The 16,632-nt window shown below is 56.7% G+C and carries 14 protein-coding genes; 8 read left to right on the top strand and 6 right to left on the bottom strand.

All coding sequences use genetic code 11. The annotated features are described in order from the left end of the window. Positions 1-105: 105 nt before the first annotated feature. Together AC0TN7_RS03875 and AC0TN7_RS03870 are read right to left on the bottom strand one after the other, a co-directional pair. Positions 106-642: a fimbrial protein gene (locus AC0TN7_RS03875; protein ID WP_024909755.1), complete on the bottom strand. Its 537-nt coding sequence runs from the start codon at positions 640-642 to the stop codon at positions 106-108. 420 nt (positions 643-1,062) lie between these two features. Continuing rightward, on the bottom strand, positions 1,063-1,881 hold the full coding sequence (locus AC0TN7_RS03870; protein ID WP_196243991.1) for a winged helix-turn-helix domain-containing protein: 819 nt from the start codon (positions 1,879-1,881) through the stop codon (positions 1,063-1,065). A gap of 983 nt (positions 1,882-2,864) precedes the next feature. Between AC0TN7_RS03870 and AC0TN7_RS03865 the strand changes: the two genes are divergently transcribed. The 3 genes from AC0TN7_RS03865 to AC0TN7_RS03855 all read left to right on the top strand — a co-directional run bounded on the left by AC0TN7_RS03865 (position 2,865) and on the right by AC0TN7_RS03855 (position 5,867). Then, complete coding sequence (locus AC0TN7_RS03865; protein WP_473701856.1) at positions 2,865-3,560, top strand: EAL domain-containing protein; 696 nt, start codon at positions 2,865-2,867, stop codon at positions 3,558-3,560. Between the two features lie 208 nt (positions 3,561-3,768). Then, positions 3,769-5,082, top strand: a complete 1,314-nt coding sequence (tcuC, locus tag AC0TN7_RS03860; protein WP_048990635.1) for an MFS transporter — start codon at positions 3,769-3,771, stop codon at positions 5,080-5,082. Then, positions 5,079-5,867: a substrate-binding domain-containing protein gene (locus AC0TN7_RS03855; RefSeq protein ID WP_148769012.1), complete on the top strand. Its 789-nt coding sequence runs from the start codon at positions 5,079-5,081 to the stop codon at positions 5,865-5,867. Before tcuC ends, AC0TN7_RS03855 begins: the two co-directional genes overlap by 4 nt. On the opposite strand, the gene psrA is transcribed toward AC0TN7_RS03855, so the two are convergent. The 3 genes from psrA to AC0TN7_RS03840 all read right to left on the bottom strand — a co-directional run bounded on the left by psrA (position 5,842) and on the right by AC0TN7_RS03840 (position 8,508). Then, positions 5,842-6,741 (bottom strand): L-proline-binding transcription factor PsrA, encoded by a 900-nt coding sequence (psrA, locus tag AC0TN7_RS03850; RefSeq protein ID WP_473701855.1) that lies wholly within the window; start codon positions 6,739-6,741, stop codon positions 5,842-5,844. The genes AC0TN7_RS03855 and psrA overlap by 26 nt on opposite strands. A 94-nt stretch (positions 6,742-6,835) precedes the next feature. Further along, on the bottom strand, positions 6,836-8,365 hold the full coding sequence (locus AC0TN7_RS03845) for a cryptochrome/photolyase family protein (RefSeq protein ID WP_473701854.1): 1,530 nt from the start codon (positions 8,363-8,365) through the stop codon (positions 6,836-6,838). Further along, on the bottom strand, positions 8,362-8,508 hold the full coding sequence (locus AC0TN7_RS03840) for a DUF2256 domain-containing protein (RefSeq protein WP_071530926.1): 147 nt from the start codon (positions 8,506-8,508) through the stop codon (positions 8,362-8,364). The genes AC0TN7_RS03845 and AC0TN7_RS03840 overlap by 4 nt, the downstream gene beginning before the upstream one ends. A gap of 216 nt (positions 8,509-8,724) precedes the next feature. Here AC0TN7_RS03840 and mtfA point away from each other — a divergent pair, with 216 nt between their 5' ends. Next, positions 8,725-9,522, top strand: coding sequence for a DgsA anti-repressor MtfA (gene mtfA / locus AC0TN7_RS03835; RefSeq protein WP_126533618.1), 798 nt, complete (start codon positions 8,725-8,727; stop codon positions 9,520-9,522). Here mtfA and AC0TN7_RS03830 read toward each other — a convergent pair. Beyond that, positions 9,519-10,730 carry an MFS transporter gene (locus AC0TN7_RS03830; RefSeq protein ID WP_267217003.1) on the bottom strand — a complete coding sequence of 404 codons (1,212 nt, stop codon included), beginning with the start codon at positions 10,728-10,730 and terminating at the stop codon, positions 9,519-9,521. The two genes, mtfA and AC0TN7_RS03830, sit on opposite strands and share 4 nt — an antisense overlap. A gap of 138 nt (positions 10,731-10,868) precedes the next feature. On the opposite strand from AC0TN7_RS03830, the gene AC0TN7_RS03825 reads away from it, so the two are divergent. The 4 genes from AC0TN7_RS03825 to AC0TN7_RS03810 are packed head-to-tail and all read left to right on the top strand — an operon-like array spanning position 10,869 to position 16,619. Beyond that, a complete protein-coding gene (locus AC0TN7_RS03825) occupies positions 10,869-12,611 on the top strand; it encodes an IucA/IucC family protein (protein WP_473701853.1) in 1,743 nt (580 codons plus the stop codon). Further along, positions 12,611-13,558, top strand: coding sequence for a GNAT family N-acetyltransferase (locus AC0TN7_RS03820; protein WP_473701851.1), 948 nt, complete (start codon positions 12,611-12,613; stop codon positions 13,556-13,558). The genes AC0TN7_RS03825 and AC0TN7_RS03820 overlap by 1 nt, the downstream gene beginning before the upstream one ends. Then, positions 13,555-15,297 carry an aerobactin synthase IucC gene (gene iucC, locus AC0TN7_RS03815; RefSeq protein WP_473701850.1) on the top strand — a complete coding sequence of 581 codons (1,743 nt, stop codon included), beginning with the start codon at positions 13,555-13,557 and terminating at the stop codon, positions 15,295-15,297. The genes AC0TN7_RS03820 and iucC overlap by 4 nt, the downstream gene beginning before the upstream one ends. Continuing rightward, positions 15,294-16,619, top strand: a complete 1,326-nt coding sequence (locus AC0TN7_RS03810; RefSeq protein WP_473701849.1) for a lysine N(6)-hydroxylase/L-ornithine N(5)-oxygenase family protein — start codon at positions 15,294-15,296, stop codon at positions 16,617-16,619. Before iucC ends, AC0TN7_RS03810 begins: the two co-directional genes overlap by 4 nt. The last annotated feature ends 13 nt before the right edge of the window (positions 16,620-16,632 follow it).

The following is a 16,632-nucleotide window of genomic DNA, read 5'->3' as shown; positions in this document are numbered from 1 at the left end:
GGCCGAATGAACCTGGTGTGGCGAGACCCTGACTGCAATGAGCTGAGTGGAATATGCACGTTTGCATCCTGCAAAACGTGCACACGTTAGTTCCAGTGCGGCCTGTTACTGATAGGAAACGGCGTATTGCAACGTGGCCTCTACCGTACCCGCCGTCGCCGCTGCGTTGGCATAATACTGCGCGGTATAGGTCGCGGAGGCCTCCGTCTGGTTCGCTGCCAGCTTGAGGTCGCCATTACCGGTGAAACCATTGCTCAGGTTCACGACGGCGTTTGCGGTATCCAGGATCTGGACTTCAACGTTCTTCGCAGTACCGGTATTGCCGAGATTACCGTTAGACGTTACCTGGTTGCCGACAAACACCGTTGAGATTTTCGTTTCCCCACTGGCGTTACCCGTACAACCGCTGATCCCGATATCAAACGTGACCGGTCCCGCAGTATCACCGCTGGCGGCAAGATCAGAGGCGCTGACCGTTGGCAATAACACCACCGGAGAGGCACTGTTACCGTTTACGGCAACTGAACAGGTTTCATCCGTGACTTCCCCCTGGAACGTGATGGTGTTGTCAGACGCAGCAAAAGCCCCACCAGAGACCAAAGATGATCCCAGTACTAACGCAATAATATTTTTCTTGTTCATAACGCTTATTCCTGTTTTATCAATTGAACCGATAATGAAAACTTCCTTTTTTTACAGACAAACCGGTCATATAAAATTGAACGCCAAATAAAGGCGAACGCGTAAACCCTGCCCGGTAAGTTGCAGAAACAAATCTATACGAAAATTCTTACTGCAAAAACAATTAACTATTAAATCGCAAATCTTAAGATTATAATCCTGGAATTTAAGGATATTTAATATTGGATTAAGCTTTTTATATCGGCCACATCATAATTGCAGTGATTACTTATGCGCCTGTGAGGGAGACGAAAAGGAATTATGCTTTTCGCAAGATGATGAGTGAGACAAGGCTGTTGACTGTCTGGGTGAAATAAACCGGTAATCCAGAAGGAAGGAGAAATTCCCGGTGAATACCGGGAAAATAAAAGGATAATGCACTCAGCGTGGTGGCAATAACCCCCAGCATATCTCTGCTTTGCCGTCACTCATTATGCCGCAGCGCATGAAGTAGAGACGCGAGAGATTGGAAGAATACGTTTTAAACGAACTGCTTTTGATGATCAGGACATACTCATTACTCTTACAGACGGGATTTAGCTTTATCGCAAAATCCATCACGCCTTTCTTTACGTCAGGATTGGTTATACTGTTCAGCGCCTGTTCAGACATCATGACCTTACAGGAGCCAGCATTTCCTATGTAAATCTCATTACGTTCCACGGGCTTACTGGCAAACCAGAATCCTGCAGCCCCGCCCAGCGCCATAACAGAGAAAAAAAGCACCAGCTGATTTAATATTCCTGTTTTCATAGTGCACCAGCATGATACTTCGCCCGTGCTGCGTTCGGCAATTTTGCCTTTTAGTAAACGCCCGTCGGCAATATAAGCGGTTTCGGTTTCAGAAGGGACATCCTCGATGACGTCAACCGACTCTGAGCATTTTTCGACATCAACCTGCTGATGCAGCATAAAGCCTATTTTGGGAACGGTAACAATCACCTCCTCATCCATGCCAAGGTTCTTCATAATCTTGCGTAACTTGCTTACGCACTGATTAAGATTATTGTTGCTGGAAACCATGCCATAGTCGTCCCAGACTTTCTTAAATATAACCTCCCTTTTTATTGCCTCTCCCTTATGGGCGATCAGCAACAATAAAAGTCGCTTTGTAGGATTCGAAATTTGAATCAACTCATCCTGAGAATCTTCGAGGCCCAACGTACACATATCTGAGTCAAAAATTATCTGCTTATTCATTATAAATTTCATATACATATACTCTTGTTAAGTAAGTTTTCCTCCGGGCGTGGGCATACGCGAAATGGCACCTGGTTGCGTTACCTTGTTTTGGTACGTGACGCAGATCATTTTTAATATTTTCATCTTGTGAAGTTTATTTTTTTTGCGAAGTCCAGGATACATTACATAATGCAGGCCACATAGTCAGAATTTTGCACTGTATCACAGGCAAAAAATCGCATCATTTACTTAAAAAGACAAAAATTTAATATTTTAATCTTGAAAATTAATAATAAATTTGAACCAACTTACCCAACTCTCTTTGACTAATCAGGAATAATCAGGATTATTAAATTAAGAAAGGGACTCATCTGAAATGCTCAATACATACTCAATACCGCCTGTCGGTACATATAAAAACATTAATAAACAACAAGTTAAATGAAATAATGGTTGCTTTGAAATGTAACATAAGTAACATTCAAGATGAGAAAAAACTGAAAACACAGAACAGAATTGATCTAAATCAAGTTTTAATGAGATTTAAGCTTAAAATTCACAACAAAAATACATTTCAGATAACTCAGTGCTCCCCCGCCTCAAAAAAGCTGTTGAAAAATCAGTCTGGTACACCCATATCATTCCGTTTTGCCTTCCTCCCTCGCCTGTATACCCACCAACATTACTCTATCTTTTAGCGTTTTAAGCTCGTGTGGTTAAGGCGATTAAAAACAGCGCACCTGTGCTTACATGGCCGGTTAAATATTTACAATTCAGTCTGCCTTTTTTAATTACATTAATTAGCAGACTGACCATCTTAACCAAAAAACTACATATGATGAACAGGGTATAAACACTCGCAGAAAAACATTAAGCGAGCCGATAAAAGCCCCAAAACCAGCACAAAAAACTATTTTTACGCCGATTGCAAAGTTTAATCCCATTAAATGGAGAGCGAGATATAGAATTAACCACCAATAAAATCACACACCAGCCTCGTCATGAAACGTTTTACAATTCGACTGCAACCCATAATGTCACTCACTACCGGCCAACTTCATGGATATGAGGTACTGTCTGAGCCTCCCGCTGAGGTCAATATTGCAGAGTGGTTTGAACAGTGCTCTTCCGCCCAGCTTCTGCAGTTGAGAAAGTGGCAGCTCAACACCCTTGCAAGACAAAGAATCCCTGTAAAGCTCTTTGTTAACCTCACCACGACCATTCTCGCCAGCGAAGAGGGAGCCGCGGCGCTTCTGCAAGACCCTTTACTGGGGGTCATTGAACTTCAGGACCCAATGGCAATCGCCCGTCTTGACGCCTCCAGGCTCGCATTACTGGATGAGAATCTCCGGCGGCTTCAGCATGCCGGTATGGAGGTCTGGCTCGATGATTATCTCAGCGACTATGACAGTACGCTTGCCGATAGCGGGCTGGTGTTTGATGGGGTGAAACTCGACTGCGCTGCTTTCCAGCAATATCGCAACGATTGCGCGGGTTTAGCACAACTGATTGCTGAAGCACGGCGTTTCGGAACGGTGGTCCTTGCAGAAGGAGTTGAGAGTCAGAATGACGTCAGAACGGCATCGCTGGCGGGTGCCGATCTTGCTCAGGGGTTTTACTGGCCGGAGAAAAAAATCCATGCGGTGCAGGTCTCGTCTGTTCAAGCCGCCCGGGGCCCTATGCGCAATGTCACATAACCGTAAGAGTAAAATGCAGCCCTCCTGCAGTAACCGGTTAATTAAACAGATGTTAAGTTATTGTAAATAAAAACTATCCAGTTGCACCACTTAACATTGATGCATGTCACGCATCAGCTTATGTACAATTTGCGCTTATTAATTTTCCCTTCCTGATCCAGTTTTCAAAACAGACGCGTAAAACGTCAACAATAAACTGGAGATAACCATGTTTTCCTCAACCTCACCTGCAACCGTACGTTCGAAGGCGGGCGCGATACTTCGCGTCACGTCCGGCAACTTTCTTGAGCAGTTCGATTTCTTTCTGTTCGGCTTTTATGCCACCTACATCGCCCACACGTTCTTCCCGGCGAGCAGTGAATTTGCGTCGCTGATGATGACCTTCGCCGTCTTCGGCGCGGGCTTTTTAATGCGTCCAATCGGTGCAATCGTGCTTGGCGCGTATATCGACAAGGTGGGGCGCAGAAAGGGGCTGATTGTCACGCTGTCCATCATGGCGGCGGGGACATTCCTGATTGTGCTTATCCCCTCTTATCAAAGCATCGGCCTGTGGGCGCCGCTGCTGGTGTTGACGGGGCGTCTGCTGCAGGGTTTTTCCGCCGGTGCCGAGCTTGGAGGCGTCTCAGTTTATCTGGCTGAAATCGCCACGCCGGGCCGCAAGGGCTTTTACACCAGCTGGCAGTCCGGTAGCCAGCAGGTCGCCATTATGGTCGCCGCGGCGATGGGCTTTGCCCTGAATGCCCTGATGGAGGAGAGCGCTATTCGCGAATGGGGCTGGCGCATCCCGTTCCTGTTCGGCTGTTTAATCGTGCCGTTTATCTTTTTCCTGCGCCGCAAGCTGGAGGAAACGGAAGAGTTCAGCGCGCGCCGCCATCATCTGGAGATGCGTCAGGTCTTTAAAACGCTGCTTGGCAACTGGCAGGTGGTGGTCGCGGGCATGCTGATGGTGGCGATGACCACCACCGCGTTCTATCTGATCACCGTCTACGCCCCCACCTTTGGCAAAAAGGTGCTGATGCTGAGCGCCTCGGACAGCCTGCTGGTCACGCTGCTGGTGGCGATCTCTAACTTCATCTGGCTGCCGGTGGGCGGTGCCCTGTCGGACCGTTTCGGGCGCAAGCCGGTGCTGATTGCCATGACCCTGCTGGCGCTGGCGACCAGCTACCCGGCCCTGACGCTGCTGGCGAGCGCGCCCAGCTTCTCGATGATGCTGAGCGTGCTGCTGTGGCTCTCCTTCCTCTACGGCCTCTATAACGGCGCAATGATCCCGGCTCTGACGGAAATTATGCCGGCTGAAGTGCGCGTGGCGGGCTTCTCGCTGGCTTACAGCCTGGCAACAGCGGTCTTTGGCGGCTTTACCCCGGTCATGTCCACCGCGCTGATTGAATACACCGGTGACAAAGCCTCGCCGGGCTACTGGATGAGCTTCGCTGCGGTATGTGCCCTGCTGGCAACGCTCTACCTCTACCGCCGCCGCGCGGTATCGCTGCAAAACACCGTCAAGTCAGAGGGGGCAGTATGAAACGCACTTATCGCTATACCGCCAGCGCGCTGGCGCTGACGTTCCTGAGCGTCAATGCCTTTGCCCAGGACGTGAAGGTGATGATCTCAGGCGGTTTTAAAGCCGCCCTTGAAAAGCTGGCCCCGGAATATGAACACCGGACCGGGGATAAAATTGTGATCATCCCCGGCCCCTCAATGGGCAATACGCCGCAGGCGATCCCAAACCGACTGGCGCGCGGCGAGAAGGCCGACGTGGTGATTATGGTGGGCGATGCGCTGGAGAAGCTCGAAAAAGCCGGCCAGACCCAGCCGGGTTCGCGAACGGAACTCGCGGATTCTCCCGTTGGCATGGTGGTAAAAAAAGGAGCGAAAGTACCGGATATCAGCAGCGACGCGAAACTGCGTGAAACGCTGCTGCAGGCCAGCTCCATCGCCTACTCTGACAGCGCCAGCGGCAGGTACGTCAGCCAGGCATTATTCAAAAAGTTGGGAATAGAAAAAGAGGTGGCGGGTAAAGCGACAAAGGTCGAGCGTATTCCGGTCGCCTCAGAAGTGGCGAAAGGAAAATACGCCGTGGGCTTCCAGCAGGTCAGCGAACTGCTGCCGGTTCAGGGCGTCACCTTTGTCGGCAAAATCCCTGATAGTCTGCAATACATCACGCGCTTCGCGGGCGCGGTTACCCGCCATGCAGAACATCCCGAGGAGGGGAAAGCGCTGTTGACCTATCTTGCCTCACCGCCCTCAAGGGCCGTCATCACGGAGACGGGGATGATCCCCGTTACGTCCGGCGATACTGCTCGGTGATCTGCTTTTCCAGTTCAGCCGCAATGTAAGACTGGATGCGCCCCCGGCGCCGGATAAGCCCCACGGTGCGTTTCACTTCCGGCGCCACCAGCGGCAGATGCGTCAGCAGCGTGTGCTCTGAAGTCGGCATCGACATGGCGGGGACGGCAGCGATGCCGATCCCCGCCTCTACCATACCGAGCATCGTGGTGACGTGGCGTGTTTCACAGACGCTGGGGCGCTCGGGAACAATATCCCCCAGCATCCGATCGAGCAGGTTACGGTTGCCTGACGTTTTATCGAGGGAAATATAATCCTGCTGGTAAAACGCCTTCCAGCTCAGGTGACTCTTCTGCGCCAGCGGATGATCCTTTCTGCACGCCGCCACATAGACATCCTCCACCAGCGGGAAAAATTCGATTTCAGACGGCAGGTTTCCTGCAAAGCAGATACCAAAATCCGCCTGGCTGCGGGCCACGGCGTCAATCACATTGCCCGCGCTGCTGTCGATGAGCTTAATGCGAACGCGCGGATAGCGGGACTGAAAACGCCGGATCACGTCAGGCATAAAGTAACAGGCCGCGGAAGGGACCGTGGCAACCGAGATCAGCCCCGTCCGCTCTTCGCTGGCCTTATCGACATCCGCGAGCATTGACTCAACGCTGTCGAGCAGCTGCGCGGAGCGCTCGGCAAAGTTTTGTCCGTAGAGCGTCAGCGCCACGCGGCGGGTGGTGCGATCGAACAGCCTGTTTCCCAGCGCGGCTTCCAGCTTTTCAATCCTGCGGCTCAGCGCCGACTGGGATAAACAGATAGATTCAGCGGCGACACGGAAGTTACCGTATTCCACTAACGCTCTGAAAGCATAAAGATCGTTAAGGTCAAAATTCACGGGCATAGCGTCTGGATGTCCTGTCAGGGAATACGCAACAAAGTCAAAAATAATAGCGTCTTATTGACCTGCCGCAACCGCCCAGGCGTTGAAATACCGCTCAGAGGTCGTTGAGATGCAGGCGGACGTACCCGGCGCGGTCTGCAATGGACTGCCGATCCTCTTCCGTCATGTCCGCTAGCTGTTTAAAGACAATGCCCAGGCGGGGATTGTTACCGAGACGCGCCTTATTGCGCGCAAAGAAGTCCCAGTAAAGGGCATTGAAGGGGCAGGCCTGCTCTCCGGTACGCTGGTTGTGTTGATACCGGCACCCCTGACAGTAATTACTCATCTTATGAATATATGACGCGCTCGAGACGTAGGGTTTACTCGCGAGTAACCCGCCATCGCCAAACTGGCTCATGCCGAGGGTGTTGGGCAGCTCCACCCATTCAAAGGCATCAATATAGACTCCCAGATACCATTCATGGACCGCCTGCGGCGACAGGCCGCTGAGCAGGCTAAAGTTGCCAATGACCATCAGGCGCTGGATATGGTGGGCGTAAGCCTCGGTGAGCGACTGCCCAACGGCATGCGCCAGGCAGCGCATCTGCGTCTTGCCCGTCCAGAACCAGTCCGGCAGCGGGGCATGCTGATCTAAGGCATTAAGCTCCCGATAGCCCGGCATCTGCGACCAGTAGATCCCGCGCACATACTCCCGCCAGCCGAGAATTTGTCGGATAAACCCTTCTACGGCAGGCAGCGGCGCGTGGCCCGAACGCCACGCCTGCTGGGCGGCCGCGACCACTTCCCGCGGATTCAGCATTTTAGCGTTCAGCGCAAATGAAATTAACGAGTGGAAAAGAAAAGGTTTCTCCGCGTGCATCGCATCCTGCCAGTTTCCAAACTGCGGGAGCACGTGCGCGATAAAATCATCCAGCCTGGCTTTGGCTTCCGCACGGTTGAGCGGCCAGCGAAAATTGTCGGCCTGCGGTTCGCCGAAGGTCTTTACGCCGCAGCGTTGGATCTCAGCCCATAAGGCGGAACGATCGTGGCAGGGACGCGCGTCCACCGGCGCGGGAGGCTCGCCGGACCAGCGCTTGCGGTTTTCAGCATCGAAATTCCATTTCCCCCCTTCCGGCTCGCCTGCTGAGGTCAGCAGTACGCCGTGCTGACGACGCATTTCCCGGTAAAAGTACTCCATTCGCCAGCTTTTGCGTGACGCAAAGAACGCGCTGACCTGTTCCCGAGTGGTGAAAAAATGCTCGCTGCTGACGCAGGCCGTTTCAACGGAGACCGTTTTCGCCCACGCCTGCAGCTGCGTATCAAGACGCCATTCGTCGGGCTCCTGCCATGTCACTCTGCCAGCGCCGTAATGCGCGACAAGCGCGTTGAGATTGTCTTCCAGCGCGCCGCGGTTTGAGCCGTCGGAGAGTCGGACATACCTCACCCGATGCCCCTTCTCCTTTAATGCAGAGGCAAACGCGCGCATGGCGGCGAAGATAGCGATAACTTTCTGGGCGTGATGAAGCACGTAGGCGGTTTCTGCCCGGAGTTCCAGCATCACGTAAATGACGTTCGAACTGCAGGTATCAAACCAGCTGTGATGCGGATTAAGCTGATCGCCCAGGATCAGACGCAGCTCGGTCAACGGTGGCTCCTGCGGCAACGCTCAGAACAGTATTTAACCTCATTCCAGCATTTCGCCCATTTCTTGCGCCACGTCATGGGCCGCTGGCAGTGCACACACAGTCGGCTGGGCAGGTCCTGCTTGTTACCTTTGAAATCGCTCATCTTTTCAATACCGCACTGATTAATTCACCCCACCTGCGGATAAAGGCCACGACAGACTTCACAAAATGAAGGTGATGCCCGCAAACCGCTACCCACCGCTACGTACGAAATGATAGTTTATTCAGGCTGGATTTGTCGCAGTGAGCGATTTTCTGGCATCTTAACCGAACCTGACTTTCCCATTTTTGTTCAAATGACGAGTTTGCGAGCAAAGCGATGATAAAGTGGCCCTGGAAAACGAATGAGGCTGGCCGGGATGTGGCGCTGCCATGGGATGACGCGCTGACGATCCCTGTTCTGGCTAATCTAACCCCGGATGAACAATCGAAACTGGTTCAACTGGCGGATCGTTTTTTGCAGCAAAAACGCCTGGTGCCACTGCAGGGGTTTGAACTCGATCCTCTGAAAAACGCCCGCATCGCCCTGCTGTTCTGTCTGCCGGTGCTTGCACTCGGCATTGAGTGGCTGGACGGTTTCCACGAAGTGCTTATCTATCCCGCGCCGTTCGTGGTGGATGACGAATGGCAGGACGACATCGGGCTGGTGCATAACCAGCGCGTGGTGCAGTCCGGACAAAGCTGGCAGCAAGGGCCGATAATCCTCAACTGGCTCGATATTCAGGACTCGTTCGACGCCTCCGGTTTTAATCTGATTATCCATGAGGTGGCGCACAAGCTGGATACCCGCAACGGCGATCGCGCCAGCGGCGTTCCGCTGATCCCGCTTCGCGAGGTCGCGGGATGGGAGCACGACCTCCACGCGGCGATGGATAACATTCAGGATGAAATAGACCTTGTGGGCGAGAGCGCGGCCAGCATTGACGCCTATGCGGCAACCGACCCCGCTGAGTGCTTCGCGGTGCTCTCCGAGTATTTCTTCAGCGCACCAGAGCTTTTCGCACCCCGTTTCCCGGCCCTGTGGCAACGTTTCTGCCAGTTTTATCAGCAGGATCCGCTCCAGCGCCTGCGGCAGAATGAGGCGTCTGGCGGGCATTCCTCCCGCCAGGTTCATTAAGCTTTTTCAGCAGGGGTACGCTCGGTTGACCATACCCCTATGCTCAGGGCTAAAAACAGCACCGCCATTCCCCATGCGGCCACCGTTAAAGCCTGCTCCCCGTAAAAGCGCGTCACGACCGGCACCAGCAGCGCGCTGACGCCGTAGCCTAACGTGTGGCTGGTGGCGATGACGCCCGCGCCTTTCCCCGTCGTCAGCCGATCGTTCAGCAGAAGCTGGTAGCCCGGCGTGGCCATCGCCGCCCCGAGTGACGTGATAACAATCCCTACGTAGAACAACGCTAAACCGGAGACAGACATCAGCCCAAGCCCGGCCACCATCAGCACCGCCGCGATACAGAGCAACGTCACCGGGCTGAAATGCTGCGGGCGGACCACCAGAAACTGCGCCGCGAGCGTGGCCAGCGCGGCCAGGCTCAGCAGGAGCGCGACATGATGGCTGATCTCCCGGGCGTTACCGTCCAGCAACGGGCTAAGATGCGGTGACAGGCCAATCTGCATCAGGCTCACCAGCGCCGCCAGCAGCAGCGCCAGCAGCAGGAACGGCAGCATGGAGGCCTGCAGGCGGGTTGCCTGGTGGGCTACCGGCGGCAGCGGCGGGTCAGCGACTTCGCGAAGCACCAGCAGCAGAGCGATAAGCGGCGCAACCGCCATCAGCCAGAGCGGCGCCACCGGATTAACGCTGAGCATCAGCGCCGCCAGCGGTGGGCCGAGCAAACGCCCGCAGCTGAGGCCGGAGCTTATCGTCGCCAGCGCCGCCATTCTTTTCTCCAGCCCTGCACGCTGAATCGCCCACGTCTGGGCCGCAGGCACCAGCCCCGAGACCGTTAGTCCGTAGAGCAGGCGCGAGAATATAAGCCCCGCCAGCCCCCAGACCGTATCCAGCCTTCCGGCCGCCATCGCCCAGACCACCAGCGCCATCACGGCAAAACTGGCCAGATAGCCGCTTAGCGAGGCCAGCATGACGGACTTACACCCCTTCCGCTCGCTCTGGCGTCCCCACCAGGGCGATGCCGGTAAAAAGAGCATGGATCCAAACATCAACAGTCCGGCCCAGACCGAGAGCGACAGCCCGGTCTGGGTGACCAGCTGCGGGAGCATCACCAGCAGGCCGTTTTGACCGATGCCCAGTAAACCCGCAGATAGCGCCAGGGGCCAGTTAGCTTTTGAGGTGACGTTTTCGGTCAATATTTCAGAGTCAGTGCGCATGAGAATGTGAACATAGTGTCAATAAATGTGTGGAAATTATGAAGTTTATGAAAACAAATATTGCAAAAATGGTTGCGACTGTAAACAGAATGAATATCATAACGAGAATCATTATCAATCATGGAATGAGGTACATCTATGCGTGCTCTGCTCCGCGCCGCCGGTACAGACGTTGCAGCCCAGTGTTTTTTAAACGCCCTGTTGCGCGAAACGAAGGACTGGCGCTATCTCCCCGCTACCGATGCGGATGCGCTATCTGAGATCCATATCCCGCTTTCCCAAACCCGGGCGCTTCGGGTGCCGGTACGCTATTTCTCTCCCACCCAGCATCATCAGTACCGTTTCCCGGCAACGCTTATTCAGAGCAATAGTGATAACGGTGACGCCGTCACATTCGGTCAACTGGTTGATTTAATTCTTGAAAAACCGTCCGTAAAAGGCTCGCTGGATGCCAATACGCTGGCGCGTTTTAAGCAGCGCGTTCTCGAAAGCCATGTGCACACCTGGCAGGCGATAGATCTGCGCCACGGCTGGGCAACCCTGCGCGATAAGCCGCTGACGTTTGCCGAAGCGGAACAGGCGCTGCTGGTCGGCCATGCGTTTCACCCGGCACCGAAGTCGCACGAGCCGTTCAACGAAACCGAGGCGCGTCGCTATCTGCCCGATTTCGCCTCCCGCTTCCCGCTGCGCTGGTTTGCCGTTGAGAGCACGCTCGTTGCCGGCGACAGCCTGAACGTCTCCCTGCGTGAGCGTCTGCTGCGCTTCGCGGCCCAGAGCGCGCCCGAGCTGCTCGGCCACTTCACGGACACCCGCTGGCTGCTGCCGATGCATCCGTGGCAGGCCGACTATCTGCTGGAGCAGGAGTGGTGCCAGCGTCTGGCGGAAGACGGTTCACTGCAGGATCTGGGTGAAGCGGGCGCACAGTGGCTGCCCACCAGCTCCTCCCGCTCGCTGTACAGCGAGACCAACAGCGACATGATTAAGTTCTCCCTCAGCGTGCGCCTGACGAACTCCGTGCGCACGCTGTCGGTGAAGGAAGTTAAGCGCGGCATGCGCCTGGCGCGCCTTGCGAAAACGGAACGCTGGCAGGATTTACAGGCGCGCTACCCGACCATGCGCGTGATGCAGGAAGACGGCTGGGCGGGACTGCGCGATGACAGCGGCGTCATTCAGGAAGAGAGCCTGATGGCACTGCGCGTTAATCTGCTGTTCGATACGCCAGACACCCAGACCAACGTGCTGGTGAGCCTGACGCAGGCCGCGCCGGACGGCGGTGACAGCCTGCTCGCCGCGGCGGTGCGCCGTCTGAGTCAGCGTCTTGATTTACCGCTCGCCCAGGCCGCCCGCTGCTGGCTGGACGCCTACTGCGACCGCGTATTGCTTCCGCTGTTCAGCGCCGAAGCGGACTACGGTCTGGTCCTGCTGGCGCACCAGCAAAATATCCTCGTTGAGATGCAGCAGGATTTCCCGGTCGGGCTGATCTATCGCGACTGCCAGGGCAGCGCGTGGACCGAAAGCGCCGACGCGTGGCTGAAAGAGGCTGGCGAAACGGAGGTGGAAAACCGCTTTGGCGAGAGCCAGCTGCTGCGCTACTTCCCTTACTACCTGCTGCTGAACTCTACCCTTGCCGTTACCGCCGCCCTTGCTGCCGCCGGTTTTGACAGCGAGGAGAGCCTGATGTCCCGGGTGCGCGACGCGCTGGCGGAACTGCGCCGCACGGCGAAGCAGACCCGCTGCCTCGACTACGTGCTAGACAGCCCGACCTGGAACTGCAAAGGCAACTTCTTCTGCTACCTGCACGATCGCAATGAAAACACCATCGCCGATCCGGCGGTGATCTATTTCGACTTTAGCAACCCGTTCTACAAGGAGAAGGCGTGATGGCTATCGCGAATATCGTCCATTCCGGCTACGGCTTTCACTGCACCGCCACGGATCGCACCCTGCCGCTGGCGTTGGGTCTCGACGGCAGCGCGGTGCTGGAGCGTCTGAAGTGGATCCCGGACGGCTGGCTGGTGGAAGCCCTGGATCAGCTGTTTGTGGCCGCCCCCGCGCTGACCGGCATTACGTTACCCTGGGCGGACTGGCAGGATGAACCCCAGACGCAGGCGCTGTTTGGCCTGTCCCATGGGGATTATCTGGCGCGTGACGCCTTCTGGCAGTTGCCGCTGTGGCTGAAAGGCGAACGGCATCAGGCGAGCGGCGGCATGCAGTTTGACGAGAGCCGTCAGCTGTACTTCCCGCTGCGCCCTCACCGCCCGCAGGGCGAAGTGTACCGCCGTTACGATCCGCAAATTAAGCGCACCCTCAGCTTCCGCGTCGCCGACGTGGCGCTGGACGGCGAGCGCTTTACCCGCTGGATGAACAACCCGCGCGTGAACGCCTTCTGGGAGATGGCGGGCCCGCAGGCCGAGCAGGAAAGCTACCTGCGTCGTCAGCTTGACTCGACCTACTGTTACCCGGTTATCGGCTGCTTCGACGACCAGCCGTTCGGCTATTTTGAGCTCTACTGGGCCGCGGAAGACCGCATTGGCCGCCACTACCGCTGGCAGCCGTTTGACCGCGGCCTGCACATGCTGGTGGGCGAAGAGAACTGGCGCGGCGCGCAGTACATTCGCAGCTGGCTGCGCGGGTTAAGCCACTATCTGTATCTCGATGAACCGCGCACCACGCGCATCGTCGCCGAGCCGCGCTTCGACAACCAGCGCCTGTTCCGCCATCTGGCCTCCGCCGGTTTCGACACGGTGAAGGAGTTCGACTTCCCGCATAAACGCTCGCGCCTCATCATGAGCCAGCGTCACCGCTTCTTCAGCGAGGTGGGCCTGTGAACGCGCTCTGGGAAAAAGTGAACCGCGAGATGGTGGCGAAGATCCTCGCCGAGCTGGAGTATGAACGCACCCTGCGCGCCGAGCCGCTTGAGTCTGACGCCTGGCGCATCACTATGGGCAACGAGTCCTGGCAGTTTCGCGCCACGCGCGGGATCTGGGGCTGGCTGCATATCGACCCGGACAGCCTGACCACCGCCAGCGGCGATGCCATCGAAGCGGAAAGCGCGCTGCTGCAGCTGGCTGCGGTGCTGGAGATGAGCGACGCGCAAACGGCAGAGCACATGGAAGATCTCTACGCCACGCTGCGCGGCGACATGCAGCTGCTGCAGGCGCGTGAAGCGCTGGACGCGGACGCGCTGATCCACCTCGACCCGGACGAATTACAGTGTCTGATGCGCGGTCACCCGAAGTTTATTTTCAACAAAGGCCGCCGCGGCTGGGGTCTGGACGCGCTGCGTCAGTACGCGCCTGAGTATCGCGGACGTTTTCGTCTGCACTGGGTTGCCGTTCAGCGGGAGCATCTGGTCTGGAGCAGCGACGGCGATTGCGATATCAGCACCCTGCTGGCTAGCGCCATGGACGAGGCCGAGTGCGCCCGCTTTGACGCCCTCTGGCAGGCGCTGGGTCTTGACGACGGCTGGCTGCCCGTGCCGCTGCACCCGTGGCAGTGGCAGCAGAAGATCGCCATTCATTTCCTGGCGCAGCTGGCGCGCGGTGAGATGGTTGAGCTGGGCGAGTTTGGCGATGAGTACCTGGCGCAGCAGTCTCTGCGCACGCTCACCAACGCCAGCCGTCGCGCGCCGTTTGACATCAAGCTCCCGCTGACCATCTACAACACATCCTGCTATCGCGGTATTCCGGGCAAGTACATTGCCGCCGGACCGCTGGCCTCGCGCTGGCTACAGCAGCAGTTCGCCAGCGACGCCACGCTTGTCCGCTCTGGCGCGCAGGTGCTTGGCGAACCCGCCGCCGGATACCTGTCGCATCCGGGCTATGCAGCGCTGCCGAAAGCGCCCTATCGCTATCAGGAGATGCTGGGGGTGATCTGGCGCGAGAACCCGTCCTGCTATCTGCAGGACGGCGAACAGGCGGTGCTGCTGGCGGCGCTGATGGAAACCGATAACGACGGGTGTGCGCTGATCGACGCGTGGATCAACCGTTCCGGGCTAAGCGCTGACGCGTGGCTGGAAAAGCTGTTTGAGGCATCGGTGATCCCGTTCTATCACCTGCTCTGCCGCTACGGCGTGGCGCTGATCGCCCACGGCCAGAACGTGACGCTGGTGATGAAGGACTACGTCCCGCAGCGCATCCTGCTGAAAGATTTCCAGGGCGATATGCGCCTGGTGGATGAGGATTTCCCGCAGGCCCAGAGCCTGCCGGAGCAGGTGAAGGCCGTCACGGCGCGCCTGAGTGCGGATTACATTATTCACGACCTGCAAACCGGCAACTTTGTGACGGTGCTGCGCTTTATCTCGCGCCTCACGCTGCAAAGCGGCGTCAGCGAAACGCGTTTCTATCAGATCCTCGCCGGAGTGCTGCACCGCTATATGGCCGCGCACCCCGAGCTTGCTGAGCGCTTCGCGACGTTCGACCTGTTTAAGCCGCAGATTATTCGCGTGATCCTCAACCCGGTCAAACTGACCTTCTCCGAACACGACGGCGGCAGCCGCATGCTGCCGAACTACGTTACCGACCTTGATAACCCTCTTTTTCTGGCCTCCCGGGAGTCAGCGCAATGAAAACCTATGATTTCATCGGCATTGGTATTGGCCCGTTTAACCTCAGCATCGCCGCGCTGGCGGAAGGGCTGGACGGCTTTAGCTCGCTGTTTCTTGAGCGTAAACCGCACTTCTCCTGGCACCCCGGCATGATGGTGCCGGACTGCCACATGCAGACCAGCTTCCTGAAGGATCTGGTCAGCGCCGTGGAGCCGACCAACCGCCACAGCTTCCTGAACTACCTGGTGCAGCGCAAAAAATTCTACCGCTTCCTGACCACCGAGCAGCGCACCGTTTCCCGCGAGGAGTTTGCGGACTATCTGTGCTGGGCGGCGGAAAACCTCACTAACCTGTCATTTAGCCAGCAGGTGCAGCAGGTGAGCCTTGATGAGAAAAACGGCCTGTTTGAGGTGGTGACCCAGCGCGACCGCTTCCTGGCGCGGCACGTCTGCGTGGGGATTGGCAAACAGATCAACCTGCCCGACTGCGTCACGACGCAGGACGATACCTGCTTCCACGCCAGCGAGATGATGCTGCGCACGCCGGATCTTACGGGCAAGCGCGTCACCGTCGTCGGCGGCGGCCAGAGCGGCGCCGACCTGTTCCTGAATATTTTCCGCGGTGAATGGGGCCAGCCGCTGAGCCTGAACTGGGTCTCGCGCCGCAACAACTACAACGCGCTGGATGAAGCCGCCTTTGCTAACGAGTATTTCACGCCGGAGTACGTGGACAGCTTCTCCACGCTGGGTGAAGAGGCCCGTCGTCAGATGCTGCACGAGCAGAAGATGACCTCCGACGGTATCACCACCGAGTCCCTGCTGGCGATTTACCGCGCCATGTATCACCGCTTCGAAGTGCTGCGTGAAAAACCCTGGGCGCATCTCCTGCCGTCCCGCTCGGTGACGTCCCTGACGCGCCAGGAAAACGGGCATCGTCTGAACATTCAGCACCACCTCGACGGCGGCCGCGAGCAGCTGGAGAGCGACGTGACGATCTTCGCCACCGGCTATCGCGCCGTGCAGCCCGCGTTCCTGGCGCCGCTGTCTCACCGTCTGCATCTGGATTCAGACGAAGCCTTCTGCATTAACAACGATTTCACTCTCGAATGGGACGGTCCGCAGAGCAACCGCCTGTTCGCCGTGAATGCCGGGATGCACCGTCTCGGCATTGCCGAACCCCAGCTCAGCCTGATGGCCTGGCGCGCAGCGCGAATTCTGAATCGCGCGCACGCCGACGAGCCGTTTGAGCTGGCCACCACTCCTGGCGTTATCCACTGGCGAAGCACCACCAGCCCGGAGAACAGTCAGGTTTTTAAATCATTAGCAAAAACCACCGAGTACTGACACACACAATCAG

The organism is Enterobacter sp. PL_is511, assembly GCF_055816065.1.
The sequence above is the reverse complement of the archived record's forward strand: the minus strand, read 5'-3'. Positions and strand labels throughout refer to the sequence as shown.

Coding starts and splice junctions, on each gene's coding strand:
- AC0TN7_RS03875 (WP_024909755.1), bottom strand. CDS start 642: ATGAACAAGAAAAATATTATTGCGTTAGTACTGGGATCATCTTTGGTC.
- mtfA (WP_126533618.1), top strand. CDS start 8,725: ATGATAAAGTGGCCCTGGAAAACGAATGAGGCTGGCCGGGATGTGGCG.
- AC0TN7_RS03820 (WP_473701851.1), top strand. CDS start 12,611: ATGGCTATCGCGAATATCGTCCATTCCGGCTACGGCTTTCACTGCACC.
- AC0TN7_RS03840 (WP_071530926.1), bottom strand. CDS start 8,508: ATGAGCGATTTCAAAGGTAACAAGCAGGACCTGCCCAGCCGACTGTGT.
- AC0TN7_RS03865 (WP_473701856.1), top strand. CDS start 2,865: ATGAAACGTTTTACAATTCGACTGCAACCCATAATGTCACTCACTACC.
- AC0TN7_RS03825 (WP_473701853.1), top strand. CDS start 10,869: ATGCGTGCTCTGCTCCGCGCCGCCGGTACAGACGTTGCAGCCCAGTGT.
- AC0TN7_RS03855 (WP_148769012.1), top strand. CDS start 5,079: ATGAAACGCACTTATCGCTATACCGCCAGCGCGCTGGCGCTGACGTTC.
- tcuC (WP_048990635.1), top strand. CDS start 3,769: ATGTTTTCCTCAACCTCACCTGCAACCGTACGTTCGAAGGCGGGCGCG.
- AC0TN7_RS03810 (WP_473701849.1), top strand. CDS start 15,294: ATGAAAACCTATGATTTCATCGGCATTGGTATTGGCCCGTTTAACCTC.
- psrA (WP_473701855.1), bottom strand. CDS start 6,741: ATGCCCGTGAATTTTGACCTTAACGATCTTTATGCTTTCAGAGCGTTA.
- AC0TN7_RS03830 (WP_267217003.1), bottom strand. CDS start 10,730: ATGCGCACTGACTCTGAAATATTGACCGAAAACGTCACCTCAAAAGCT.
- AC0TN7_RS03870 (WP_196243991.1), bottom strand. CDS start 1,881: ATGAATAAGCAGATAATTTTTGACTCAGATATGTGTACGTTGGGCCTC.